The 23454-nt window shown below is 42.5% G+C and carries 22 protein-coding genes; 8 read left to right on the top strand and 14 right to left on the bottom strand.

The window, feature by feature from the left end; all coding sequences use genetic code 11:
* Nucleotides 1-163 precede the first annotated feature (163 nt).
* The gene (locus ACTW1R_RS06360) at nt 164-427 is read left to right on the top strand and encodes a hypothetical protein (RefSeq protein WP_015509456.1); all 264 of its coding nucleotides are present in this window, start codon (nt 164-166) and stop codon (nt 425-427) included.
* A 115-nt stretch (nt 428-542) separates the two neighbouring features.
* On the opposite strand, the gene ACTW1R_RS06355 is transcribed toward ACTW1R_RS06360, so the two are convergent.
* The 3 genes from ACTW1R_RS06355 to ACTW1R_RS06345 all read right to left on the bottom strand — a co-directional run bounded on the left by ACTW1R_RS06355 (nt 543) and on the right by ACTW1R_RS06345 (nt 2946).
* Nucleotides 543-713, bottom strand: a complete 171-nt coding sequence (locus tag ACTW1R_RS06355; RefSeq protein ID WP_005225698.1) for a hypothetical protein — start codon at nt 711-713, stop codon at nt 543-545.
* A gap of 131 nt (nt 714-844) precedes the next feature.
* On the bottom strand, nt 845-1720 hold the full coding sequence (locus ACTW1R_RS06350) for a cation diffusion facilitator family transporter (RefSeq protein ID WP_005225697.1): 876 nt from the start codon (nt 1718-1720) through the stop codon (nt 845-847).
* Nucleotides 1721-1920: 200 nt separating this feature from the next.
* Nucleotides 1921-2946 carry an NAD(P)/FAD-dependent oxidoreductase gene (locus tag ACTW1R_RS06345; RefSeq protein WP_005225695.1) on the bottom strand — a complete coding sequence of 342 codons (1026 nt, stop codon included), beginning with the start codon at nt 2944-2946 and terminating at the stop codon, nt 1921-1923.
* Nucleotides 2947-3212: 266 nt separating this feature from the next.
* Here ACTW1R_RS06345 and ACTW1R_RS06340 point away from each other — a divergent pair, with 266 nt between their 5' ends.
* Both ACTW1R_RS06340 and mprF read left to right on the top strand, forming a co-directional pair.
* Nucleotides 3213-3938: an alpha/beta fold hydrolase gene (locus ACTW1R_RS06340; RefSeq protein WP_438712923.1), complete on the top strand. Its 726-nt coding sequence runs from the start codon at nt 3213-3215 to the stop codon at nt 3936-3938.
* Nucleotides 3939-3940: 2 nt separating this feature from the next.
* On the top strand, nt 3941-6487 hold the full coding sequence (mprF, locus tag ACTW1R_RS06335) for a bifunctional lysylphosphatidylglycerol flippase/synthetase MprF (protein WP_489927533.1): 2547 nt from the start codon (nt 3941-3943) through the stop codon (nt 6485-6487).
* Between the two features lie 65 nt (nt 6488-6552).
* On the opposite strand, the gene ACTW1R_RS06330 is transcribed toward mprF, so the two are convergent.
* Complete coding sequence (locus ACTW1R_RS06330; protein ID WP_016610357.1) at nt 6553-7512, bottom strand: SPFH domain-containing protein; 960 nt, start codon at nt 7510-7512, stop codon at nt 6553-6555.
* Nucleotides 7509-7784 carry a hypothetical protein gene (locus ACTW1R_RS06325; RefSeq protein ID WP_016620494.1) on the bottom strand — a complete coding sequence of 92 codons (276 nt, stop codon included), beginning with the start codon at nt 7782-7784 and terminating at the stop codon, nt 7509-7511. The genes ACTW1R_RS06330 and ACTW1R_RS06325 overlap by 4 nt, the downstream gene beginning before the upstream one ends.
* A 185-nt stretch (nt 7785-7969) precedes the next feature.
* On the opposite strand from ACTW1R_RS06325, the gene ACTW1R_RS06320 reads away from it, so the two are divergent.
* Both ACTW1R_RS06320 and ACTW1R_RS06315 read left to right on the top strand, forming a co-directional pair.
* Nucleotides 7970-8380 carry an organic hydroperoxide resistance protein gene (locus tag ACTW1R_RS06320; protein ID WP_034858106.1) on the top strand — a complete coding sequence of 137 codons (411 nt, stop codon included), beginning with the start codon at nt 7970-7972 and terminating at the stop codon, nt 8378-8380.
* Nucleotides 8381-8438: 58 nt separating this feature from the next.
* A complete protein-coding gene (locus tag ACTW1R_RS06315) occupies nt 8439-8873 on the top strand; it encodes a MarR family winged helix-turn-helix transcriptional regulator (protein WP_325845334.1) in 435 nt (144 codons plus the stop codon).
* Between the two features lie 74 nt (nt 8874-8947).
* On the opposite strand, the gene ACTW1R_RS06310 is transcribed toward ACTW1R_RS06315, so the two are convergent.
* From ACTW1R_RS06310 to ACTW1R_RS06290, 5 genes are all read right to left on the bottom strand, one after another.
* The gene (locus ACTW1R_RS06310; RefSeq protein WP_005225688.1) at nt 8948-9310 is read right to left on the bottom strand and encodes a hypothetical protein; all 363 of its coding nucleotides are present in this window, start codon (nt 9308-9310) and stop codon (nt 8948-8950) included.
* 277 nt (nt 9311-9587) lie between these two features.
* Nucleotides 9588-9956, bottom strand: a complete 369-nt coding sequence (locus ACTW1R_RS06305) for a DUF7006 family protein (RefSeq protein ID WP_015509452.1) — start codon at nt 9954-9956, stop codon at nt 9588-9590.
* A 681-nt stretch (nt 9957-10637) separates the two neighbouring features.
* A complete protein-coding gene (locus tag ACTW1R_RS06300) occupies nt 10638-12800 on the bottom strand; it encodes an L-type lectin-domain containing protein (RefSeq protein ID WP_489927532.1) in 2163 nt (720 codons plus the stop codon).
* Between the two features lie 45 nt (nt 12801-12845).
* Nucleotides 12846-13877 carry a WxLIP family cell surface protein gene (locus tag ACTW1R_RS06295; protein ID WP_489927531.1) on the bottom strand — a complete coding sequence of 344 codons (1032 nt, stop codon included), beginning with the start codon at nt 13875-13877 and terminating at the stop codon, nt 12846-12848.
* 16 nt (nt 13878-13893) lie between these two features.
* On the bottom strand, nt 13894-14562 hold the full coding sequence (locus ACTW1R_RS06290) for a WxL domain-containing protein (RefSeq protein ID WP_489927530.1): 669 nt from the start codon (nt 14560-14562) through the stop codon (nt 13894-13896).
* A gap of 92 nt (nt 14563-14654) precedes the next feature.
* Between ACTW1R_RS06290 and ACTW1R_RS06285 the strand changes: the two genes are divergently transcribed.
* Nucleotides 14655-16160 (top strand): helix-turn-helix domain-containing protein, encoded by a 1506-nt coding sequence (locus ACTW1R_RS06285; protein WP_375806338.1) that lies wholly within the window; start codon nt 14655-14657, stop codon nt 16158-16160.
* A gap of 82 nt (nt 16161-16242) precedes the next feature.
* Here the strand turns inward: ACTW1R_RS06285 and ACTW1R_RS06280 are convergent, their stop codons facing one another.
* Nucleotides 16243-17130, bottom strand: coding sequence for an SDR family oxidoreductase (locus ACTW1R_RS06280; protein ID WP_005225682.1), 888 nt, complete (start codon nt 17128-17130; stop codon nt 16243-16245).
* Between the two features lie 572 nt (nt 17131-17702).
* Between ACTW1R_RS06280 and ACTW1R_RS06275 the strand changes: the two genes are divergently transcribed.
* Nucleotides 17703-17960, top strand: a complete 258-nt coding sequence (locus ACTW1R_RS06275; RefSeq protein WP_489927529.1) for a hypothetical protein — start codon at nt 17703-17705, stop codon at nt 17958-17960.
* Nucleotides 17961-18325: 365 nt separating this feature from the next.
* Complete coding sequence (locus tag ACTW1R_RS06270; RefSeq protein ID WP_311902296.1) at nt 18326-18511, top strand: hypothetical protein; 186 nt, start codon at nt 18326-18328, stop codon at nt 18509-18511.
* Between the two features lie 50 nt (nt 18512-18561).
* On the opposite strand, the gene ACTW1R_RS06265 is transcribed toward ACTW1R_RS06270, so the two are convergent.
* The 3 genes from ACTW1R_RS06265 to ACTW1R_RS06255 all read right to left on the bottom strand — a co-directional run bounded on the left by ACTW1R_RS06265 (nt 18562) and on the right by ACTW1R_RS06255 (nt 23036).
* Nucleotides 18562-20031 (bottom strand): glycoside hydrolase family 1 protein, encoded by a 1470-nt coding sequence (locus ACTW1R_RS06265; RefSeq protein ID WP_413127469.1) that lies wholly within the window; start codon nt 20029-20031, stop codon nt 18562-18564.
* A 91-nt stretch (nt 20032-20122) separates the two neighbouring features.
* Nucleotides 20123-22024 carry a beta-glucoside-specific PTS transporter subunit IIABC gene (locus ACTW1R_RS06260; RefSeq protein ID WP_010747921.1) on the bottom strand — a complete coding sequence of 634 codons (1902 nt, stop codon included), beginning with the start codon at nt 22022-22024 and terminating at the stop codon, nt 20123-20125.
* A 169-nt stretch (nt 22025-22193) separates the two neighbouring features.
* Nucleotides 22194-23036 carry a PRD domain-containing protein gene (locus tag ACTW1R_RS06255; RefSeq protein ID WP_005225677.1) on the bottom strand — a complete coding sequence of 281 codons (843 nt, stop codon included), beginning with the start codon at nt 23034-23036 and terminating at the stop codon, nt 22194-22196.
* Between the last annotated feature and the right edge of the window lie 418 nt (nt 23037-23454).

Here is a 23454-nt window from a genome sequence, read left to right as displayed (position 1 = left end):
CCCCTTCTTTCTGCTGCACGAAACAAAAACTCGTTTATAAATATCTCTATTATAATGGATAGGGAAAAAAAAGAAAGGGCACGTGGAACAAAGACCCCAAAATGTCTCAAAAGATGGTAAACTAGAAGTGAAAAAATGGTGACGAAAAGGAGGTAGCAACACGATGCAGCTCTTGCAACTACTTTTACTGGCAATCATTTTTGTTTCGTTCTTCATGGCGTTGATTGGCTGGGTTTTATCGATGACCAATGGCTTGATCTTCTCTCGTTCTCCTCAGCAATTTAAAGCGCATGCCCATGATCCTAACTATGAAAAAGAACGACAAGCAGGCAAGCGCTTGAAAGAGATTATATTCCGACGCATTGTTCCTCTAGGAATAGCCTCTTTGATCATCTATGGGTTAATCGCACTATTAAACGTCCTTTAAAAGTTTTTAAAAAGACTCAAACAAAATAAAAACAACCGGCATCTTTTCCTGTTGATCAATGCGCCTTTCGCTTTCGCTGAGGGGAACATCAATGCATAAGATGCCGGTTTGTTTTTTATTTACTTACTGCTGCTTTTGAGGCTTGAACTTTTTTCAGTAAAGCGAAGAGGACTTGGCTATCATCAATAGCCGCAATATATTGTTGGCAAAGTGCCATCATTTCTGTTTCATCCATTTTATCTAAAGAAATAACTAATTCATTTTCTACTACCTGCTTATTATTCATAGGGCTCCCTACTTTCTTCCTTTGTTACCTCTAGTTTGCCATGAATGAGCAGGTTCCGTAAGAACTTTTCAGTTTACAAACAGGAAACGGGTGGTTTACATCCTTGTCCTATCAAGGTTTTGCCAGAAAATTTATTCGGTAGCAGGCTCGATGTGGATGTCAGTATCAAACACCTGAAAACGATCAGCTAAGAGATCTTCAATAGCATCTGCAACGTTATGACTCTTTTCAACCGTCAAAGATTTGTCCATCGTCACGACGACATCGAGAAAAACATTGGCGCCATACATTCTTCCTCGAATCGATTTGACAGATTTCACTTCAGAAAAACCAGCGATTGCCGCTTCATACTCCACGACTAACGATTCATCAAACCCATCAGAAAGTGAAAAGGCACTCTCACGAAAAATATCGACGGCGGTTTTGATAATCAAAAGAGCTACCACGATCGCAGTCAAACTGTCCAACCAACCGATACCAAATGATGCGGCAAAAATAGCGATCGCAGTTCCAATACTCGTCCACGCATCGCTGCGGTTGTCTTTAGCAGCTGCTAGCAGAGCGGAGCTTTTTACGCGAGCGGATAATCGCTTATTATAATAATACATGCCATACATCAAAATAGCTGAAATGATACCGACGACTGCCGCGATCATATCGGGACTTTGCGTTTCTCCGAGTAGAATCGTTTGAATGGAAGACCATAAGACCTGCAGACCGACTGCCAGCATAATCAAGGACGTTACGAGACTCGCCACGTTTTCTGCTTTCCAATGACCATATTTATGGTCTTCATCTGCTGGCTTTTGAGCCAAACGCAAACCAATCAAGACAGCGATCGACGCTACGATATCCGTCGCATTGTTCAACCCATCTGCCCATAGTCCTTCAGAGTTTGCCAAACGACCGATGGCAAGTTTGGCGATCGAAACCAAAATGTAAGCAACGATACTTAAGATGGCGCCTCTTTCTGCTTGTTTTAATTCTGCGTATCTTGTTTGATTCATGTCATCCCCTCCAAATAGTCAACTTGAAAATAATAGCTGAAATTTTCACAGTTTGCATCATTTATTTGAGAGATTTTATTTTTTAGGAGCGGCAAACATTCACTTCTAGTGAAACGAATTTCTGTTCTGAGGACACCAAAAAAGCAGGACCCATAAGGGACTCCTGCTTTTTCTACTTTTTCTTTCACAAAGAAGCATGGCTACTCATTCACCAACAACTGGCGATTTCTTTCACTGAATTTCTCATTGTGGGATGAAACCATCGCCTGTGGGACACTGGTCGGCTCTAAATAGTGTTTGATTTGGTTGACTGCTTGCGCAGCATCTTGAAAGGCTCCCGCCAAAAGATTCACTTTGCCTTTGAAATAATGAATGTCGCCCGCCGCAAAAACACCAGGATGGCTAGTTTTTGTAGGAATCTCGCAATTGAGGTAAAAGTCTTCATGGCGTGCAAGATCAAAGGAGACTTTATCTAACAAGCCACTGTCACGGTCATACCCGTGTTGGATCAGTAGATGATCGCATAAAAAATCGATCGTTTCATGGTTGGCACTGTTTTTTAGTCGTAGAACCATATTGAATGTTTCGGCTTGATTCACCCCATCGATGGTGTGATTCATCAGCACTTGAATCCCTTCTGCTTTCATCTTCTTTACTTGTGCTTCATGAGCTTTCAATTTTTCTCCTCGGTAACACAGGGTGACTTTGGCACCATAAGACACTGCTTCGATCGCATAATCCACTGCCGCATCACCGCCGCCAGAGATCACTAGATGCTTGCCTTGGATCGCTTGCTGGTCAGGAAACTGATAGTGGATATAGTTGTCGACATTATTATGGATGAAACATGGCAATTTTTGCGGAGAAACGACACCGCCGCCGATACAGACTAAAACGGTGCGTCCAACATGGGTCCTCCCTTGGTCATCCACTGCATAAAAAAGGTCGTCTTCCTTGGTCAATGAAATGATTTTCGTTTTCAGATAGATCGTTGGATCAAACAACTTGGCCTGTTCAATCAAGTGTTCTTTGACTTTCTTTCCCTTGGTGGGCGGCAATGCACCCACATCCCAGACCATTTTTTCAGGATAGAAATTGATCTTCCCGCCTAATTCGGCTTGTGCTTCAAACAATACGACCGATAGATCACGTAATCCAGCATAAAAACTCGCATAGAGTCCAGTGGGTCCTCCGCCGATAATCAGAACATCTGCTATAGTGGTCATTGGCTAGCCTCTCTTTCGTAAATGAAAATCATTCTCAATTAGTTAGTTCGATTATAGACAACGATCGTCCATTTGTAAAGAATTTTCTGAAAACAAATTAATTATGTTTACCAATTATTTTTCTTTACATTGTAAAGAAAAAAGCCTTTTCCTGAACTTCTGGTAAAAAAAAGATGAGCAGATTGTTATTTTTTCTCATTTTATCTAGTGATATATTTGTGATCGTCCCTGACTTCAAGGTATACTCTTAGAAAGTAGGTGAAAAAATGGAAGTTGAAAAATGTTACGCGCCCTTACCGGACGGGTCTGTCCTCTATTACGAGAAAACCGGTTCAGGACGCCCTCTTTTTTTATTGCACGGAAATGGCGGCAGCAGTGCCTATTTCTCAAAGCAGGTCGACACTTTGCGTCAAAAACATCAACTGTATTTAATCGATAGTCGAGGACATGGCAAATCCACCAATACGCAGAAGAAAATCGATTTTTTTAAAATGGCAACAGATCTCTTAGCAATTATTCAGCAAGAAAAGCTAACGAAAATCGCCTTACTAGGATTTAGCGATGGTGCCAATCTGGCGATGGTCTTTTGCCATCTCTACCCAGAGCATGTCAGCTGCATGATTTTAAACTCTGGCAACACGGAACCGCGAGGTGTGAGGCTCTTTTCTCGAATCGGCAGTGTCTTGCAATATCTGATCGTTTGGCTTTGTTCCCCATTCTCCAAAGGCATGCGGGGCTTTCTGCCTATTTTGGGATTGTTGTTTCGTCCAATCGGTTTATCTACAGCCGATTTGAATCACCTCAGTGTGCCGACATTGATTTTGGTCGGCAAACGTGATTCGATCAAGCTTTCCCATTCTTTTTATATTGCAAACAGTATTCCTCAGTCCAATTTTATCGTCGTCAAAGGACAAGGACATAGTTTTGCACGAAAAAATCCAGAAGTATTTAATACGAAAGTTTTATCTTTTTTAGAAAAGGTCGGTGAATAACTATGAGAATCTTTACTTGGCTCCGCGACCACCGCTCACTGTTTAAAACCCTCTTCTTAATTGCAGTCGCCGTGATCGTGTTCGGCGAGCTGCTTTCGTTAAGCAAGACGATCTCGATTGATCAACTAAAACAATTGTTTGCGCAGCTATCCCTTTGGCGAGTGGCTTTAATGGCTGTCATTGGCTTACTGTGTGTCTTTCCCATGGTCTTATATGATATCGTCTTGAATCGCTTGCTAGGGGACAAACCTGATCGCCGTTATTTACTAGAAACCAGCTGGATCATCAATACCATGAACAATTTGATCGGCTTTGGCGGTTTCATCAGTATCGGGTTACGGTCGGAATTTTATGGCAAAGGAAAAAAAGGCAAAGACGTTGCCCAAGCCATTTCGAAGATTTTTATCTATTTGATGTCTGGTCTTTCGATTTTATCGCTTGCTGCGCTGGCATTCGTCCTCTTCGGTCCCACGACCGATTATCTCCAACAGTATTGGATCTGGCTTTTAGGCGGCAGTCTTTATTTTCCAATCGTCTATGCGCTTAGTTTTTCCAAAAAAAATGCCTACTTAGGTGGGCTGCAACGACGCGATCGTCTGCAGCTGATCGCCGCTTCCTTATTGGAATGGCTAGGTGTTTTTGCCGCCTTCTTTACGACGGGTCTGTTGATGGGTCTCTCGGTCGATGTGTTTCAACTGTTGCCGCTTTTCATCGCTGCTTCCGTGATTGGGATCGTCTCGATGATTCCCGGGGAACTGGGAACCTTTGATGTCATGATGATCATGGGAATGGGTTCACTACAGATTCCCCGTGAAAGTGTCATTGCCTGGCTCTTGCTGTTCCGTCTGTTTTATTACATCATTCCCTTTTTGATCGGTTTGCTTTTTTTCTCAAAAAATGTCGGTGTCTCCCTCAACCAGCGCTTTTCTGGTATTCCAAAAAGCTTGTTGTTGGAAGTGTTCCACAAGATCGAAGTGTTGCTGCTTTATTTGACTGGAACGATGTTGGTGCTTTCCGCCACGATCCCAGAAGCCTTTGATCAAATCAAATGGTTAGCCCACCTCAATCCGATTCGCTTGAATTTTGTAATGCAGTACCCGAGTATCTTTCTCGGCTATCTCTTTTTGATTGCCGGTCGCGGCATCTCTGCCCGTGTCAGTCGCGCGTATGTGCCGACGCTTTTGTTGATTGCAGCAACGATCGGCTATGCTATTTTTGCGGGGTTCCGCTTTTCGACCATGCTGTTTCTTCTATTATTACTGGCGATCATGATCTTTTCAAAAAGCGAGTTATTCCGAAAGCAACTGGTTTTCGCTTGGGAATGGCTGACGATCGATGGTTTGCTGATTGGTTCGTTGACGATTCTCTATGTCATTATCGGGGTCTACAACATGCCCCATATCAATCGTCATCCGACGCATCACCATTCGATGGATTTTTTGCTTTTCCCTTCTGAAAAATTATGGCTCCAAGGTTTCGTTGCGATTTTATTCGTCGCCGTTGCGATGCTGCTGTTTGCACGCTACTTGATGGGACCAAAGCACCAACTCGGCGTCAGTGCCGCCACCGATAAAGTGAAGCATGTTTTGAACACTTATGGCGGCAATAGCGATAGCCATCTTGTCTATTTAAAAGACAAGCAAGTGTACGTTTATCCAGAAATCGGCGAGCCGACGGTCTTTTTTCAATTTACGACCTTTAATAATAAATGCTTAGTCATGGGGGATCCTTCTGGAAAGCAAGCAGACTTTCTCCAGGCACTGGAAACCTTTCTAACAGAGATGGATCAGTGGAATTACTTGCCAGTCTTTTATGAAAGTAGTGAAGAAATGGTGATGCTACTGCATGAATTCGGGTATGACTTTATCAAATTCGGTGAGAAAGCCTATGTGGATCTGCCTAGCTTCACCCTCTCAGGAAAGAAAATGAAAGGACAGCGGGCATTGAACAACAAGATTACCAAAGAAGGCTTTACCTTTGATGTGCTCACCCCACCCTTTTCAGCCGAAACCTTTGCAACCCTTAAGGAAATTTCTGACAACTGGCTAGATGGACGGAAAGAAAAAGGGTTCTCCCTTGGATTCTTTTCAGAATCCTATCTGAGTACCGCACCAACTGCAGTTGTCCGTAATCAGCAACAAGAGATCGTCGCGTTTGCCTCCTTTATGCCAACTTATCAGACAGGCTTAGCTTCCATTGATCTGATGCGTCACGATCCTGAAAAAGCCCCGAACGGAACGATGGATTTCTTGTTTATTCAGCTGTTTGATTATTTTAAAGAACAAGGCTACCAACAATTCGATTTAGGTATGGCACCATTAGCCAATGTTGGTACTTTCCGCAGTAGTTTCTTGCAAGAGCGGATCGCCTATCTCGTTTACACCTTCGGGTCTCGCTTCTATTCCTTTGAAGGATTGCGGGAATACAAACAGAAATATGCCGCTTCTTGGTCCCCTCGCTACATCTTATATTCTCGGGACAGTTGGATCGGTTATGTCATGATTGCCCTGTTGATTGTCGATAATCAAGCGGCAGACAAAACGAAATAAAAAAGCTCAAATGCGCCGGTTTATTCTCGGAGCATTTGAGCTTTTTTAATTGTTGCGCTTCAAAGTTATTCTGCTGATTTAGATGGTGCGTTTTCCCAAAGTTGTTTGACGACTGGAATATTTCCTAGTTCCGTCATATTGGATGGCAGAATGACCGTGTTGGTATTGCTGTTGACCACGTCTTTAAAGGCTTCGATCCCTAGATAAGATAAGGAGCGCTCGTCTAGCTGGCTTTCTTTGATTGCTTCATTGATAGCTAAAATCCGTTTGCGTTCAGCTTCAGTGATTTTCGCGATTCGTTCCGCTTCTGCCTCAGCATCGATCCGTACACGTTTTGCCCGCGCCTCTGCATCGATTTGGGTTTGTTCTGCCCGAGCTTGCGCGTCGATCGTCATTTGCGAAGCTTTGGCTTCGGCACTTAAGACTGAAGAAGATTTCTCCCCTTGGGCTCTTGTGATCATGGATTCTTTGTCTCTTGAAGCTGTGATCAATTTATTCATTGATTCAATGATTTCTTGGGAAACTTTGATTTCTCCGATATTGATCCGGTCGATCGCTAACCCGTAGCCAGCAGTGATGTCTTTGATCGAAGTAAATAGAGCCACGTTGATTTCTTCAGTTCCATTTAAAACTTCATTTAAATCCATTTTCCCGATGATTCCCCGCAAGTTCGATTGGGCATCTTGGATCATTGAAACAACGGAGTTTTCATTTTCGTAGACAAAGGCACGCACATCTGTGACATGGTATTTGATTGCTTCATCAATTTGAACGATTACATTATCTTTTGTGATTGCACTTTGGGGTTCGATCTCCAAAGGAATCTGTTTCAAGGACACTCTTTCTCGAACTGTATACAAAATCGGAACAAGAAAATGAAGCCCTGGTTCCAACGTTCGAACGTACTTCCCAAAACTTTCGACAACTTTGACTTCCCCTTGACGAACGATCACAGCAGTGCTTGCAATCAGCCAAATCAAAATCACTAATACGAAGATAACTAAAATAATTTGGATAATGATCATTGTAAAAACCCTCTTCCATTTTCAAATAATGTATTGTTTACACGGGTCAATAAGACACCGTTTTCAACCCCGATAATCTCTAACATGACATTTTCAGCAGGAATCCCTGCAATCACCCGATATTCTGTATAGGTGCCATAAAGCCGTATATAGCCTGAATAATGATCCGTCAACGATCGAAAATAGCGCCCTACCGCTCGTTTTTCCATATAATCTACGATGATTTTCACCCTCTTTGCCTTCATGCAGTAAATTTGAAGCTTCAAACTCATTTGTTAATCTATTACAAGTGTTACTAACTATGATAGCACGTTTCACCCAAGAGAACAGTAAACTTATGCAGATTCCGCTTTTTTTTAGAAAAAAAACATAGAACGAAAACCAATTCCTTGCATTTCCTCATTAAATTGCATACAATCTAATTGTACAAAATATAAAAATCAGGAGTGAAGAAATGATGAAAAAAATGTATTCGACAAAAATGATCAATACTGGCGGCCGTTCAGGAGAAGTTCATAGTCCCGATCATTCATTTGAACTAAATATTACTGCACCTGGCAAACGTGTTGAAAATGCCACCAATCCAGAACAACTTTTTGCGGCTGGGTTTAGTGCTTGTTTCAATAGTGCCCTTGAATTAGTGAAAAGCAACAAAGGAATCGACGGTGCTTCGACTGTCAGTGCACAAGTGACCCTATATGCAGAAAGTGACTCAAGCTTTGTTTTAGGCGTTGAGATCGAAGGTAAAATCGAAGGTTTATCAACAGAGGAAACACAAGAATTGCTTGAAATCGCTCATACCGTATGTCCTTACTCAAAAGCTACAGCTGGCAACATTGAAGTGACTGTCAAAGCCGTTAGCGAGTAGACTTTCGTTGAAAAAACAGCTATGATAAGAGGCGGATGTTAGAAAAAGGGGTGAAAACATGAATGTCTTAGCGTTAGAAAACCAATTGTGTTTTCCTCTATACGCCGCTTCAAAAGAAATTATCAAACAGTACAAAGACTTACTGGACCCGTTGAATTTGACCTATACCCAATATTTAGTGATGTTGGTGTTATGGGAAGATGAAGCGATCAGTGTCAAAGAATTGGGGAAGCAATTATGTCTCGATTCTGGCACACTGACACCGGTTTTAAAAAAGCTTGAAGCAAAAGGATACCTAGTAAGAAATCGAAATCAAGACGATGAACGTTCCTTGCGGGTCACATTGACTGTTTCAGGCAAAGGACTCCATGAACAAGCGCTAGAGATCCCCTACAAAGTAACGGAATTCTTGCCCCTTGAACCGGAAGAACTGTCAGTCCTCCACGAATTGACGACCAAAATGGTCCAAAAATTTCAAGAACAAGAAAAATGATCCGCTGTTTTCACAGCGGATCATTTTTTTATCTTTTAAGCCTTCACTAACAAACAGCGAAGAAAACGGATGACCTACGAAGCTTTGGTTTTCAATTCGCCAATAACATTTCGCAACTGAGTTAATTGTTCTGGGTCTTCAATTTTTTTGATCGCAATTTTTACCAGTTCAAAAATTTGTTCCTCCGTCAAACCACTTTGCAAAATCTCCAATTCGGTGACGGCTGGTTGGAAACGACGAGCCAAAACTGACCCACTCATCTTGATACTTGCGATCTCAAGTATCCCTTTATTGACTAACTTACGAATCACTGACAATGACGTGTTGCGATTCAAGCCGAAGCGTTCACTAAATTCGGTACAGCATAGCGGCTCATCCACAGCCCAAAAACAAACTAAGACTTCCCACTCTTTTTTTGAAAAACTCAAGTAATCCATAACTGCTCCTTTCCATGCCAATCAGGCTGGTTCTTATTTTCTAATCAAAACAATCGCAGCTATTGACATAATCTATCTATCCTCTTCATTTTACGATTGTTTTTTCTTTCACTAAAAGGATTATATACCAATAATAATCTATTTTATTCATAATTTCAAAATAATTTTTATTTTAATGATAAATAACACGTTTAATTCTCCTTCTTCTCCATAAAAAAAAAGCGACTAGATGCGCTAGTCGCTTTCTTTTCTATCAAGTGATCCTAAGAAGAACCGCTTATTGGATGTTGAAGATCAGGCTTTCGTGCTCTTTTTCTTTTAAGGAATAGCCACAAAACTCTTTATTCAAATTCGGATAATCGCGTTCGATCATCTGAATAACCTCGATTTCCGTCAAAAATTTGTCTTCTGACAATTGCAACGAGTTCAACAAGACAAAGCGTGAATCATAGCCTAAAATCTCTGGCATCAATTGCCAAAAATTTGAGTGATCAATTTGTTGAATCGTTTCTTCAAAGTTAGCAATCAATTGTTGTACATGATCATAGACTTTGGGATAATCAGATTTTAACAAATCCAACAGTGCTTGATCGACCACCTTATCCAAATAAGCCTTTGTGTCCGTATAGATTATTGAAGAAATCACTTATTTCATCAATCCTTTCATTCAAATGCCATATTCGACATCGTCAAGGATGGCTCCCTGTTCCTATATATAGCATACTATCGGTGATTTTCGTTCTCAGATTAAGGATAGAATCAAGAAAAAAAGGAGAAGTCGTTTTTTGATTCCTCAATCTTACTCCACAATAGCAAAATTTTGCTGAACTGATAAGCAAAGCGAATCAGCAACATCTGAAAATGAGAAATTTGTCAGATTTCCCTCCTTTTTTAGATAGATTGCCTCTCTTTTATACGAAAAATCAGCCGCCAAAGATCGCATCCTTTAGCAGCGATCGATTTGAAACAAACAACCAGCAGCCCTTATTGTCCTTCACAAAAAACGGAGACAGCATAATCTCAGACAGAACCTTCAGCAACATGTATAATTAAAGTAGAGAAAGTCATCAAAATAAACGAGACGAGGAGTGGAGCAAAGATGAAGAACCATTGTAAATGCGGCAAGAAGTTAACTGGCAATGAAAAAAGCTGTCCGGACTGCAAACGCAAAAAACAGCAAACTTTAGATTCCTTGGAAAAATTCGTTAAATACGGCAGTTTTGCTTTAGCAGGCCTATCATTAGTTTTAAAAATTGCGAAAAGTCGACAAAGTTAGCAATGATCGACTGAGAACTTTTATAAAAAAAACGCCGTATTGGCGTTTTTTTTATTCGTCTACAATCGTACTCTCCAACTGCCAATTGACCGTACCAGTATACGTCCCCGGTTGAATCAAATCAAAATCAGGAACAAATCGTAAATAGCAGTTATATTCATTTAAAGCAAGGGTTAAATCAGCCTCGCCGTCGGGAAGCTGCTGAAAAAGGATCGTTTCTTCTTTCGTAACTGTTGCCACCAAGTGATCGTCGAGCGGATCATAGATCACGAATTGGACTTCTTTGGCCAACTGCTGCTGGTCTTGCAAGAAATCAGTCATTTGCCCACTAAGCTGCCAAGTCCCTTCACTGCTGTTGCTGATAGACAGCAGTGCCGAGGTTTGATCAAACGAAACAAGAAGATAGGCAAAGCCATCACTTCGGATCGATCGTGCGAGCTCATTTACATTGATTGTCGGTCCGTTGATCGACTCCGGCGCACTGAGAAATTGTACACTGCCTCGAAAATCAATGCCATAATAATGGGTTTCTGATTGATTTCCTTCTGCATCGATCACAAAAGCAGCAAGATAATAAGTGGTTCCCGGCTCCAGATTCGCGGTATCTCGTTCCAACGTGTATGTAAAGGGATCTGCCAATGTGGCACGCTCTATCTGAGCTGTTTCTGAGAAATCTGCCTCCGTCACCGTCTCTGCTTCCGTAAAAAAATCCGTAACATACAAGCGTGCTTGCGTTGAATTGCGGTCATCGATGGTAATCGGGGTAAAGCACAAACGATTTTCCCGCACGATCTGCTGGGTTTCTTTCGCTTCTGCTAAGGTAGGCACACCCGTTGTCAGCGTGGGCGGAAACACACCGGTCATTGTGTAGGAATGCGTCTCAGGGCTGCCAGATACGAGACTCGATACAAAGGCATTCCCTTGGAAGGTCGTTTGCACAGGCACTGTTTGATTCAAGTTCTCATTGAGCGGCGCCCCCGTATAGGTAATCGAATAGTGGATCAGATAGTCATTCCCTTTGGCTAATGCAGGTAGGGTAGCGACCAACTCACCAGCTTCAACACTAAAATCAATCGGCGTGCCACCTTCTGGCATACCATTTACCATCAAATCAGGACCACCGAAATACACTGTCTCATCGACTAAAGAAAAGCCTTCTGGAAGAAACGAACGCAGCTTGATGCCTGCTTCCAACTCCGTTAAATCACTGGTGTCCTTATAAGAAAGATACGTGGCATAAGTAATTGTTTTTTGCGCATCAACGACTGGTGGTTGACTCAGAGCTGTCTCAGTATCTAGCAACAGCTTGTTGGTGTCACGTTCAAATACGCCTGTACGCAATTCCATATCAACCAAGCCTTCGACATCAATGAATGCCACTGCTTTTTCTTGGACATTTCCACCATTAGCACCAGTAAAACCAAAATAAACTGGCGCATTGTTGGTCAAGTTCAAGTTCGTTTTGAACGTATCATCCACGGGTACCGTGACATCGACCCCAAAATCTGGGACAGAATAATGCAAGGTTTGATTGGGCTGATCGAAAGTAACGGTAAACGTATGCCACTGGCTATCAGAAATCTTGGTGACAGCGACAGGATCAAGATGGTTGACGACCTTGTATGTCGGCAACCAACCTTCTGTCGTATAGGCTTCATTTGAACCTGGAAAATTCCATGCGATATGATGACTATTGGGGGCATCACGATCTATGGCACCATGGAAACCCAGACTACCAGAATTGTAGTAAGTATCGAATTCGATGGCAAAGCTTTGCGGAATCGCCCCGGTATTCAGTGGGTCGGTTCCCCCTACATTCGACCAAACACCAATCGTTGGACCGGCTTGTTGAGCAAGTGCATTTAAGCCACTGCTTTGCATGACAAAAGCTAAGCCATCGCTATCAGCAGCTGCATTTTCAATGCAAAAAGCCATTTCTAAACGAAAAGATCGGGTAAAAGAAACCGCTTTGTTGAACCAAACGCCCCCACTAACATTTGATGTCACCCCATCATTTATCTGAACATAGTTATAGCCATCCGATCCTTGCGGAGAACCAGCTTGCCCCACCGTAGTGATCAAGGTCTCATCGATCGGCAACGTCGCAAAATCTGGCTCAACGACGGTCGCCGCAACAGATGCGTTTCCTGTATAGCATAAGGCGATACCTAACAAGAAGAAAAGTAAAAAACGTGTCGTAAGAAATTTTTTCATCGTCATCCTCCGCTTTGTTTGATCAAGTGCTTAAATGAAGTCTTCTCATTCCTGCTCTGTTGTTTCCTTTGATTTTTTTCGTCGCAAATACATCAGGAGCAATAGACTGGAAATAAGCAGGAGAATGACCACTGCAACAATATATACCCAACGGTTGCTGTGAAGAGAGCCTGATCCCACGATCGTTTTTCGATTGATCGATTCAGCTTCTGGGCGAGAAACAGTAACGCTATCCTCAAAAACCCACGTTCCACGTGGCGCACTCAGCTCGATTTGAATGTGATAGGTTCCTGGCTCTACAATTTCTTCATCAAACGCGCTATAAAGATCCAGTGTAGAGTTTGGGCCAAATTGAAAACTTTCCGCAGTAAATCCCCCCACAACCCTGTCACTGTCTTGCTCACGAATCACAGTCTTAACAGCAATCTTCCCAAAAGCCACTGGCTGATCATTTTCAATGCGGCTTTTTAGGGATGCGATGCCGTCTTTTTCTATCGCCTCACTTTCGATCAAGGAAAGTTCAGGATCAGGTAGCGCATCTAACTGCTGGCGAAGGCGGACACCTTGGACGATTTTATAGGTTGACGTAAGACTTGTTTCCTCCGTCTCTTGCCCCTCCTTTTGTTCTTCTTCAAAAGAAAAGGCACCTAAGATTTCACCTGTAAAACGCTTGTCATTCATTGAAAGAGGAAATACCATTTGGCGTGTTTCCCCTGGTCCAAGCTGAATCATTTGATTTGGTTTCTTTATCAAGGTCGTGAAAGACACCCCGCCAAAATCCTCTGCTGTTTCGGCTGCCTGATAAGCGATGATTCCACTAGCAGCTGTGTAACTATTCAGTGCGGATGCTTGTATCGTAAGGGTTTCCGAACTCGTGTTATGAAGGGCAACGGTCAAATTCTGTTCGGTCTCATGATTTACCAGTAAGTCGAAATAAGTGACGTCACTGACTTGATTTTGGGGAAGTTCAGGGGTTACAGTGAACCGTGTGGTCTGTGCATGACCGGTGACTTTCGTAACGCAACACAAACTGATAAAGAAACTAATGAGTACGAAGCACTTGATTTGTTTTTTCATTGTCGCCCTTTCTTTCCTACTCTGCTTGATACGTGTTCGCTAATGTCCAAGTGATCGTGCCGCTATAAGTGCCGCTGTTCACATTTTGCTTCGGTACGGTTAATGAAGCATTGGAAAAGTTAAAGTCATTGGTTGCTAAGCCAGTTGTGCCATTAGCAGAAGCAATCAGCGTTGGGTCTGTTGCCCCTACCATCAATTCGGTGCCCGCGACTAGCGCTGCATCGCCAGAAGCCGTTGTACCATTTAAAGTGACTTTGGCATTTGCCAGCTCGTTATCGCTCGCATTCGTCATTTTCGATAATTGCGCCGTCAACTGCCAGCCAGCTTGATTTGGCCCACGGTAATCTGTGATCGATGTCACTTCATTCGACGTTGTTTGAATCACTTGTTCATCAGTAGCGATCTCTTGAATACTGCTTGTACCGAAGTTAAAATTAGTCACCTGATCCAGTGACAAGATTCCTTGTTCGATCGTTAGCGTTGCTTGACTCGTCATTGAAGCCGTTGGATTCGCTTCTGCTGCAGCTGCCGCAGTCGGCGCCATTCCTAAACCCATTCCGACCAAACCTAACATCACTGCCTTTTTGTTCATTTTCATCTCTTCCTTCACTTTTTTTAATGAGAAACCGAGGGTGATCGAAAAAAACAGCCTTAAAAAATAATAATTTAATTGGTGTTTTTTCATTCTATTCTCATCTATCATAAGTATAATCCATCATGGTTATCATACGGTTCACAGATTTAGCGTAAAAAAAACGCCAAAAAGGAGAATCCCTTATGTATCGAGAATTCATTTCTCCCGCAGAAGAAAAGAAATTAGAGATTTTCAAAGTTGTCTGTAATTCCAATGGCGTGACATTGGTCCAACTGTCAGAAGTTTTGAACATCCCACAAAAAAGTCTGCAAAAATATATTTATTTTTTAAATGAAGATTTGCAGCTGCTCTCCCCTCACCTGCTTCTCTCAAAAAATCATTACAATCAGTATTTTGTTGAGCGAGCAGAGGACGATGAACCTTTCTATGCAAAATTGATGTATCATTATTTGCTCAACTCCACACAATATACCTTGATTCACTACTTGATTGGGCGCCCGCAAATGACCTTGACGCAATTATGTTTGGATTTGCATGTCAGCCAATCGCATATATATCGGTTGATCAAGAAAATCAATCAACTATTGGAAAAGTTTCAAATCCAAATTCGAACAGACCTGAATAATCGCATCGTTCTTGCTGGAAAAGAGCTTGATATCCGTATTTTCACCTACAGTTTCTTGACCCAAAGTGCGCCTGCTGATTTGTGGCTATTGCCGAGCGTTTCCCATAAAAATGTCGAAGAGTTTACAGCGTTCTTTGCTGTTTCTCACTTTGACCCGTTGACGAAAAATAAACTCGCTGCATTTTGGCAAGCAGTGGTCAGCCGAACGATCCAGAAAAAATATTTGCCAGCGATCCCTGAAAAATACATGGGATTGATGAATTTTTATTGTTTTTTACCAGAGGAAATCCTCGAATCGCTTTTTTTGAGTGCCGATTATGCCTCAGAAAAGACGCTTCAGTCAGAATATCTTTACTTAAATTTCTTTTTGCATGTCTTTTTGCCAGGGGTAATTCCCCAAGAGAAGAATCAAGCGATCATCCAAGAGATCAAACATTCTGATACCGATCTTGTGCGCTTTTTCACCGCAATGATCAAAGATTGGCACGATACCTTTGCTCCAAGTCAAGAAGTCGCCGAATTTGAAAAACTATTAAGTAGCTGTCTGCTGGTCTTCAATCTATCGATCATTATCGGCATCGATCTTCTGGAAGTGTGGCAGCTCGAACACCAGCTGTTGACCGAAAACACTCCTTCGAATGACAAAACCTATGAAGCAATCTGCAAGCTTTTACTGACCCATGTTGAAAGGTATCCATTTGCTGACTTGGACAAAGAGTATTTTGAACAGACACAGTTGCCTTATCTTGCACATCTTTTGTATTTGGAAACACAGATGAATACGCCCCCGACCGTGTCGATCTATATTCAAACGACGATCCAATACCGCACGAAGCAAATGATCGAGACAAGGATCCGTTCGATTTATTCCAAAGCATCAGTGACTTTTGTCAACCAGATGGAAGCAGCCGATCTATTGATCACCGATAGTTATGAAGAAGTGATTTTTTCCGAAAAATTAGTCTTACTGTCTAACCTGCAAGCCGAACAAGAGTGGGCAGCCGTTTTTGCAAAGATCAATCAACTGATGATGTCCAAGATGTTTGCCAAACAAGGAAAGTAAGCTGCCGATTCCATTTTCATCCAAAAAAAAAGCCCGAGCATCTTTGCTCGAGCTTTTTTCCTACAAGTTTATCCAGGGGTTGTTAAGCGAAGAAGCTACCACCCGTTACACTGTACACTTGACCAGTTACATAGCTTGCTTCATCAGAGGCTAGGAAAACGTAGACTGGTGCTAATTCGACTGGTTGTCCAGCACGTTTCATCAATTCTTTTTGACCAAATTCTGGGATCGCAGATTGTGGTTGTCCACCAGAAATTTGAAGTGGCGTCCAGATTGGACCAGGCGCAACGGTATTGACCCGAATGCCTTTTTCACTTAATTGCGCAGCTAGCCCTTTACTAAAGGAAGTAATGGCACCTTTCGTGGCTGCATAGTCTAAAAGATGGGCGCTTGGTTCCGCACTTTGGATCGAAGTGGTCGTGATGATGCTTCCACCAGCTGGTAAGTAATCCAATGCTTCTTGGACTGTCCAATACATCGAGATGATATTCGTTGTAAAGGTGTCTTGAATTTGTTGCGTAGTCAACTCTTTGATGTCCTTCACCGCTTGTTGCATCCCAGCATTTAGAACCAATGTATCTAACCCGCCTAATTCTTTGGCTGCTTCATGAACCAATTGACGAGCGAAGGTTTCATCTTTCAAATCTCCTGGGATCAAGACGGCTTTGCGTCCAGCTTTTTCAATGACTGCTTTGACTTCTTGCGCGTCTTCTTCTTCAAAAGGAAGATAGTTGATTGCAACATCGGCGCCTTCTTTGGCAAAAGCGATCGCTGCTGCTCGACCAATACCAGAATCACCACCGGTCACTAATGCTTTGCGTCCAGCTAATTTGTCTGAACCTGAGTAGCTTTCTTCCCCGCAATCAGGTACTGGCTGCATCTTTCCTTGAATCGCCGGTGCTTCTTGCACCTGTTTTTCAAATTTGCCATCATAATACTTCGTTAACGGATTGTTGATTTTTTCTGACATGCTCGTTTCCTCCTTGATTATTTCTACTTCTTATTTGTCATCGTTTGTTATGACCTTACTTAAAAGTGTAAAGGAAGATGGAGCGAATGAGAAACGAAACGCTCACCAGAAAAAAAGCATCCGTAAGAAAACAGATGCTTAGTAAAACGAAAATGCCGCATAACTCAGTAGTGAAAACGCCCCCAGGCATCTCATCATTCTGCTGGGAAATCGTAGTGAAGTTTCTGTGTGCAGTGGTTGATTTTGCTACTTTTCTAGCAGTTCGAGCAGTGCCCGACGAAAGGCCTCCATCTCCTTTGCGGTCTGTAGAAAAACATCGGGATGACTGTGGTGGCTGTCGATCATCCAGTGTTTGGTGTCTGTAATATGTGCTGAAACTTTCTAAAGTAATAAAAAGCATGCTCGTTTTCTAAAAAAAATGCTGTTTATTCGCGGTACTAAAAACATTAGCGGGTCTTCACATACCCTTCTGATTATTAACTATTTTTTTCACAACCAATGGATATTATTTTAAAAAAATGAATATTTACGTTATCCTTTTACTCAAATAAGAAAGAATAAGGAGAGATAAAATGATCCAACTTGCTCGCTTGATCTTTTGGGTACCAGTCATCTTTTTTTCGTTAGGTTTGGTCTTCCTAACCAAACGACTGCCGCGTTTCACGTGGGTTTCTCTAACGATCACTGTTTCTTTGATTATCTTTGTTTGTAAAATATTAGAATACTCCTATGTCATGCCAGATATGAAACTAACCGTTTATTTTATGGGTTTCCTGATTTCTGCTAGTCTGATTGGGTATATTTTTTATTTGCGAAGTAGAAAAAGTTGACTGCAGCTGCGCCTTGCTCGCGCCAAAACACCCTCTTAATGAACACTCTTTTGACTACAACAAAGACGAGCTATACCTATGAAGTAGCTCCTTTCATCCCCTTCGTAAGGATTGCGGCTCATGATCCCCTTTTGAGGGGATTTTTTTATTATTCATCCTCACTCATTCTTATTCAGTCTGATTTGATGAAAAAATCACTTTTCGCCGATTACGGCATGCCAAGCCTTTCTCTCTGATTCCTTTCGTTGCGACACTTGCGATCCCCTAGAACACATTGCCTTCCCGAATAATTAAATATATAATAAAATTGTAAATTACCACATCATAACAAAGAATCATCAAACCTCTTGAAAGGAGCGTTTCCTATGAACTGGCTGACCTTTGTCGTCCAACCACTGACCCTGCTGTTTTTTCTCACGGTTTTTTCCCTTGTGTATTTGATGCCTGAATCCGTTGTGCCTAAGCCAAAAATGAAGAAGTGGGCGTTAACTGTTTCTTTGATCTTTCTAGCATGGCAGCTGCTAACCCCCTTTCTCTTCTTTTTTTACTGAGCACATCAAAAAAGCGGCTCTCACAAAAGAGAGCCGCTTTGGTTTAGTTTTTAATCCTGTAACAAACTACCGCCATTGGTGGCAATGACTTCTTTGTACCAGTAGAAACTATCTTTGCGGGAACGGTCAAAGCTGCCGTTTCCTTCATCATCCGCGTCTACATAGACAAAGCCGTAGCGTTTCGACATTTCTGACGTGGAAGCCGAAACTAAGTCGGTACAACCCCAAGGCGTATAGCCCATCAATTCCACACCATCTTCGATCGCTTCATACATTTGTTCGATATGCGCCTTCAAATAATCGATGCGATAACTGTCATGGATTGAACCATCTTCTTCCACTGTATCCAAGGCACCTAAGCCGTTTTCAACGATAAACAACGGTACTTGGTAGCGGTCGTACAAGTTATTCAAAGTCACACGCAAGCCGATTGGATCGATTTGCCACCCCCAGTCAGAGGCTTCCAAGTAAGGGTTTGATTCGCCTAAAGAAAAATTGCCAGCAGTTGCTTCGCCGCCTTCTTCAGGATTGTGGCGAGCAATAGAACTCATGTAGTAAGAAAAGGACATGAAGTCGACAGGGTATTTCGCAAGAAGGTCTAAATCGCCGTCTTCGAAGGTCACTTCGATGCCGTTTTCTTTAAAGAAGCGCTTCGTATATGCGGGATACTTCCCACGAACTTGGACATCAGAGAAGAAGAGATTCTCGTGGTCACGCTTGATTTCTTCCATCACATCTGCTGGATTTGGTGTAGCTGGGTAAGCTTGCATTCGTGCCAACATCATCCCTACTTTGATGTCAGGATTGATTTCGTGGGCAAATTTTGTTGCTAAGCTAGAAGCCACAAATTGATGATGCACGGCTTGATACATGTCAGAAAGGTTTTGTGTGCCGTCTTCGGATAACAAGGCACCACCAACATAGCCAGAGATCCCCATGATATTGATTTCATTGAAGGTCAACCAGTATTTGACTTTGTCTTTGTAGCGGGTCAACACGGTTTCTGCGTATTTGACGAACAAATCGATCACTTGGCGATTTTTCCAGCCCCCATAGTTCAACGCGATCCCGATAGGTGTTTCGTAGTGAGAGAGGGTCACTAAGGGTTCGATCCCGTATTTCGCACACTCATCAAACACATTGTCATAAAATTGCAAGCCTTCTTCATTTGGCTGAGCATCGTCACCATTTGGAAAAATTCTTGACCAAGCGATGGACAGACGGAAGGTTTTGAAGCCCATCTCTGCATACAAGGCGATGTCTTCTTTGTAGCGATGGTAAAAATCTGACCCCCAACGTTTTGGATACAAGCCTTCTTTGTCATTTAAGGCAAACAAAACTTTTTCCCGTGTCATTGGTGCAGCAAATTCTGCCATGTTTTTGCGGTCTTCTGGTTTGACAGCGATCGCTGTATCAGATGTCGCTGGACCACGTCCGCCTTCGTTCCATGCTCCTTCAAATTGGTTGGCTGCAGTGGCGCCGCCCCATAAAAAGCCTTTTGGAAATTGTTTTTCTGTCATGATTAGCCTACTTTCTTTTTCTTTAATGATCGACACAGCAGATCAGCAAGAAAGCATTCTTACTGATCCTGCGACGTGCCGTTAAACGCATTTATTTTACGACTTCGATCAAATCGTCCTGCGCTGTTACTTCTTTTGACTGTGTCGTTTGGATGTCACTGTAGTCGTTAGAGTTCGTGACGATGACTGGTGTCAGCAAGGAATAGCCTTCCGCACGAATCGCCTCTGTATCAAAAGAAATCAATTTTTGACCAGCTTTGACTTTGTCTCCTTGGTTGATGTAGGCAGTAAAGTGATTGCCTTCAAGTTCTACCGTATTCATGCCAATGTGGATCAATAGTTCTGTTCCATCTTCTGTCACTAAACCGATGGCATGTTTTGTTGGAAACAAGATTTTGACTTCTGCATCTGCTGGTGCAGTGATTTCACCGATAGCTGGTTCAACTGCGATCCCTTTTCCCATAGCACCTGAAGAAAAGACTTTGTCTTCCACATCTGCTAAAGCAACCACTTGACCAGTTACTGGGCTTTTGACTGTTTCATCTTTGACGCTGGCAGAAACGGTTTTTGCTTCTGGCGCTGGCGCTGCTGGTGTTGCTTGACCGTCGACTGGTGAATCAACAGTTGTATACAATGTTGGTACTTTCAACAACATCATGATGATAAATGACGCTACGATTGCAATCACTGTACCGATCGCCAAGTGGATCACACTATGGAAGCTGCCTGTTGCTGGATCAATATATGCAGGATACAAGAAGATACCCATACCACCCATTGCATAACCAGTGACGTTAAAGATTGACAAGTAGATACCGACGAAACCTGAAACTAAACAAGAAACGATAAATGGTGTTTTCATTGGCAACGTGTACCCATAGATCGCAGGTTCAGTCACACCGAAGATCGATGAGATCAATGCTGGCATTGCGCCTTGTTTGACTTTTGGTTCTTTCGTTTTCAACCAAATCGCTGCTAACACCCCCGTTTGCGTGAAACATGGTAGCACTGCTGCGGTCAAAATAATCGAAGAGCCGTTTTGCGCCATATCCATGATCGCCAATGGCACAAGACCCCAGTGAAGACCAAACATAACTAATACTTGCCATAATGCCCCTAAAGCAAAGCCGTAAATAATTGGGCTGAAATCGTACACTGCTTGGAAAGCAACACCGATCCAGCTAGAGGCTGTATTTGCGACTGGACCTACCACAAAGAAGGTCAACGGCACGGTGATCAAAATCGTTACAAACGGAACCACAAACATTTTGACTACGTCAGGTGTGACTTTGCGCATAAACTGCTCAATTTTTGAAGCGACAAAAATCGCTAAAATGATTGGCAGTACGCTGTTAAAGTAGCCGCCTGCTGGCAAGGTCAAGGTTAGACCGAAGACTTTGCTCGCTTCAGCCACGCTTTCTGCTAAGCCAGGATAGACCATCGCCCCTGCGATCGCTAATGCTGTATAGGTATTCATCTTGAATTTCTTCGCTGCAGTGACGGCTAAGATCATTGGTAAGTATTGGAACAAACCATCGCCTAAAGTATTCATTACTACATAGATACCATTGGTCGCTTCCATCCCAGTTGCTGCCAGCAACGCCGTGATCCCTTTTAAGATACCGGCTGCCGCTAATGGGCCTAAGAACGGTTGGAACAGGCTTGAGATAACATCGATAAAGCGGTCAAACAAGCTGCCTTTTTGCCCGTCGCCTTCATCGATATCAAGACTGCCACCATCGGCTAATCCGCCGACTTTCAACACTTCATCATAAACATCTGGCACATGATTGCCGATAACGACTTGGTATTGTCCGCCTGCTTTGACGACGGTCACGACACCGTCACGTTTTTGCAAATAATCAGTGTCCGCTTTGCTTTCGTCTTTTAAGTGGAACCGTAAGCGAGTCACACAGTGTTTTACAGATGAGACATTTTCTTTGCCACCAACGTGGGCCAAAATGTCTTGCGCTAATTCAGTATATTTTGCCATTTTGATTGCTCCTTTTTTATTGGTCATTTAATAAAAATAAAAAGACCAGCCATTTCTACAATAAACAAGCATGAGAGACCTCCAAAAAAAGAGTGACGGGTTTCCTCATCGAGTATTGTAAGAAAGTGCAGGTCTTGCCAGCCGAACTGTAACGAATCCATTTCCATTCTTAGGTTAATTTTGAGTGAGCGGCTAAGTTACCGATATGCAGAATCAAATACATCAATTCCATATCGTTGACATGCCAGCCCTTTTGTTCAAATAAGTATTCTTTGATCGAATCTGCGGTTTCTTTTTCTTTTGGATAGCTGCTGAAGGCCAAGGCAATCATTGGATTTGCCAATACTGGCTCTTCTTTTTCTTGACTTTGTCGAATTAAATAATAGCGAATGTGGGTTACGAACCGTTGGAAGTAGGAAGAATTCTCATCAAACTCGATGTTCATGCTGTACTTAACGATCCGTAAAATATTGTTCGTCAACTCGGTGTGCTCATAAGCACTTTGATTGGCGCTTTTTTCAATTTGCGCATTGACGAAATGCAAAGTGATAAACGCAGCTTCTTCTTGTGAAAAATCGGGATACAGCTCTTTGCGGATCAACTCGACCGCTTGGACACTGACCGCATATTCCTTGGCATAGATTTTCTTGATTTCCCAATGCATGGGATTGGTCAAAACAATTTCTTGCTTTTGACGACTGATGGCAAACAAGATATGATCCATCAGTGTGAAATAAACATTTGGATTGAAATCGGTTCCAACACTATCCCGAAAAAGACGCACGATTTCATAAATGACGGCCATTTGTTTTTCGTCAGCCTTTGTCATGACTTTCGACATATGTTCCACTGTCAAATCATCTTCTGGATAGTATTTTTTTTCGATTCGCTCAGCTGGAATCGGGTCACCCGGTTTCGTTTGAAAGCCGATCCCTTTTCCCATTAGGATCACTTCAACTTCATCTTCTTTTGAAAGTACAACATTGTTGTTGATCCTCTTGATAATCTTCACGAACGATCCTCCTTGATCAGCATAGCCCGTAAAAAGCGTTGCATCCTTTGACGTCTATGCAGAAGGTCTTGTATTTTTTTCTTTCTCTGATGTGCCGTTAAGTGACGAGGTGATTGACTGCTCCAGACAGTGCTGCAGGCTATCGTCAAACCTAGCTGGCAGTTCATTGCGTTTTACTTCTCCCCTCCTTTGCTGATCAATGACTGGACCTTACCTTGGAACCGGTTCTTTTTTTAGCTATTAGAAATAATGGAGCAAAAAAAGAAGACCAAAGCAAAAAAGTGTACAACCCAAGAAACTTTGGGTAATCAACGCACTTTTTTCCTCTGGTCTTGCCTGCCGAACAGTAACGAATCCAGTAATGAGAACACTCTCATGTTCCGTTGAGATAATAGTACTCATTCTGAGAAAAAATGTC

This window comes from Enterococcus sp. R12 (assembly GCF_058135755.1).
Note: the sequence above shows the minus strand (reverse complement) of the source record. Positions and strands in the feature narration are given on the sequence as shown.

Bases quoted from the DNA above. Each gene is read 5' to 3' on its own strand.
- ACTW1R_RS06320 (WP_034858106.1), top strand. From the start codon at position 7,970: ATGAAAAAAATGTATTCGACAAAAATGATCAATACTGGCGGCCGTTCA.
- mprF (WP_489927533.1), top strand. From the start codon at position 3,941: ATGAGAATCTTTACTTGGCTCCGCGACCACCGCTCACTGTTTAAAACC.
- ACTW1R_RS06280 (WP_005225682.1), bottom strand. From the start codon at position 17,130: ATGTCAGAAAAAATCAACAATCCGTTAACGAAGTATTATGATGGCAAA.
- ACTW1R_RS06360 (WP_015509456.1), top strand. From the start codon at position 164: ATGCAGCTCTTGCAACTACTTTTACTGGCAATCATTTTTGTTTCGTTC.
- ACTW1R_RS06330 (WP_016610357.1), bottom strand. From the start codon at position 7,512: ATGATCATTATCCAAATTATTTTAGTTATCTTCGTATTAGTGATTTTG.
- ACTW1R_RS06315 (WP_325845334.1), top strand. From the start codon at position 8,439: ATGAATGTCTTAGCGTTAGAAAACCAATTGTGTTTTCCTCTATACGCC.
- ACTW1R_RS06355 (WP_005225698.1), bottom strand. From the start codon at position 713: ATGAATAATAAGCAGGTAGTAGAAAATGAATTAGTTATTTCTTTAGAT.
- ACTW1R_RS06285 (WP_375806338.1), top strand. From the start codon at position 14,655: ATGTATCGAGAATTCATTTCTCCCGCAGAAGAAAAGAAATTAGAGATT.
- ACTW1R_RS06290 (WP_489927530.1), bottom strand. From the start codon at position 14,562: ATGAAAAAACACCAATTAAATTATTATTTTTTAAGGCTGTTTTTTTCG.
- ACTW1R_RS06350 (WP_005225697.1), bottom strand. From the start codon at position 1,720: ATGAATCAAACAAGATACGCAGAATTAAAACAAGCAGAAAGAGGCGCC.
- ACTW1R_RS06260 (WP_010747921.1), bottom strand. From the start codon at position 22,024: ATGGCAAAATATACTGAATTAGCGCAAGACATTTTGGCCCACGTTGGT.
- ACTW1R_RS06325 (WP_016620494.1), bottom strand. From the start codon at position 7,784: ATGAGTTTGAAGCTTCAAATTTACTGCATGAAGGCAAAGAGGGTGAAA.
- ACTW1R_RS06265 (WP_413127469.1), bottom strand. From the start codon at position 20,031: ATGACAGAAAAACAATTTCCAAAAGGCTTTTTATGGGGCGGCGCCACT.
- ACTW1R_RS06340 (WP_438712923.1), top strand. From the start codon at position 3,213: ATGGAAGTTGAAAAATGTTACGCGCCCTTACCGGACGGGTCTGTCCTC.
- ACTW1R_RS06270 (WP_311902296.1), top strand. From the start codon at position 18,326: ATGAACTGGCTGACCTTTGTCGTCCAACCACTGACCCTGCTGTTTTTT.
- ACTW1R_RS06310 (WP_005225688.1), bottom strand. From the start codon at position 9,310: ATGGATTACTTGAGTTTTTCAAAAAAAGAGTGGGAAGTCTTAGTTTGT.
- ACTW1R_RS06295 (WP_489927531.1), bottom strand. From the start codon at position 13,877: ATGAAAAAACAAATCAAGTGCTTCGTACTCATTAGTTTCTTTATCAGT.
- ACTW1R_RS06345 (WP_005225695.1), bottom strand. From the start codon at position 2,946: ATGACCACTATAGCAGATGTTCTGATTATCGGCGGAGGACCCACTGGA.
- ACTW1R_RS06275 (WP_489927529.1), top strand. From the start codon at position 17,703: ATGATCCAACTTGCTCGCTTGATCTTTTGGGTACCAGTCATCTTTTTT.
- ACTW1R_RS06300 (WP_489927532.1), bottom strand. From the start codon at position 12,800: ATGAAAAAATTTCTTACGACACGTTTTTTACTTTTCTTCTTGTTAGGT.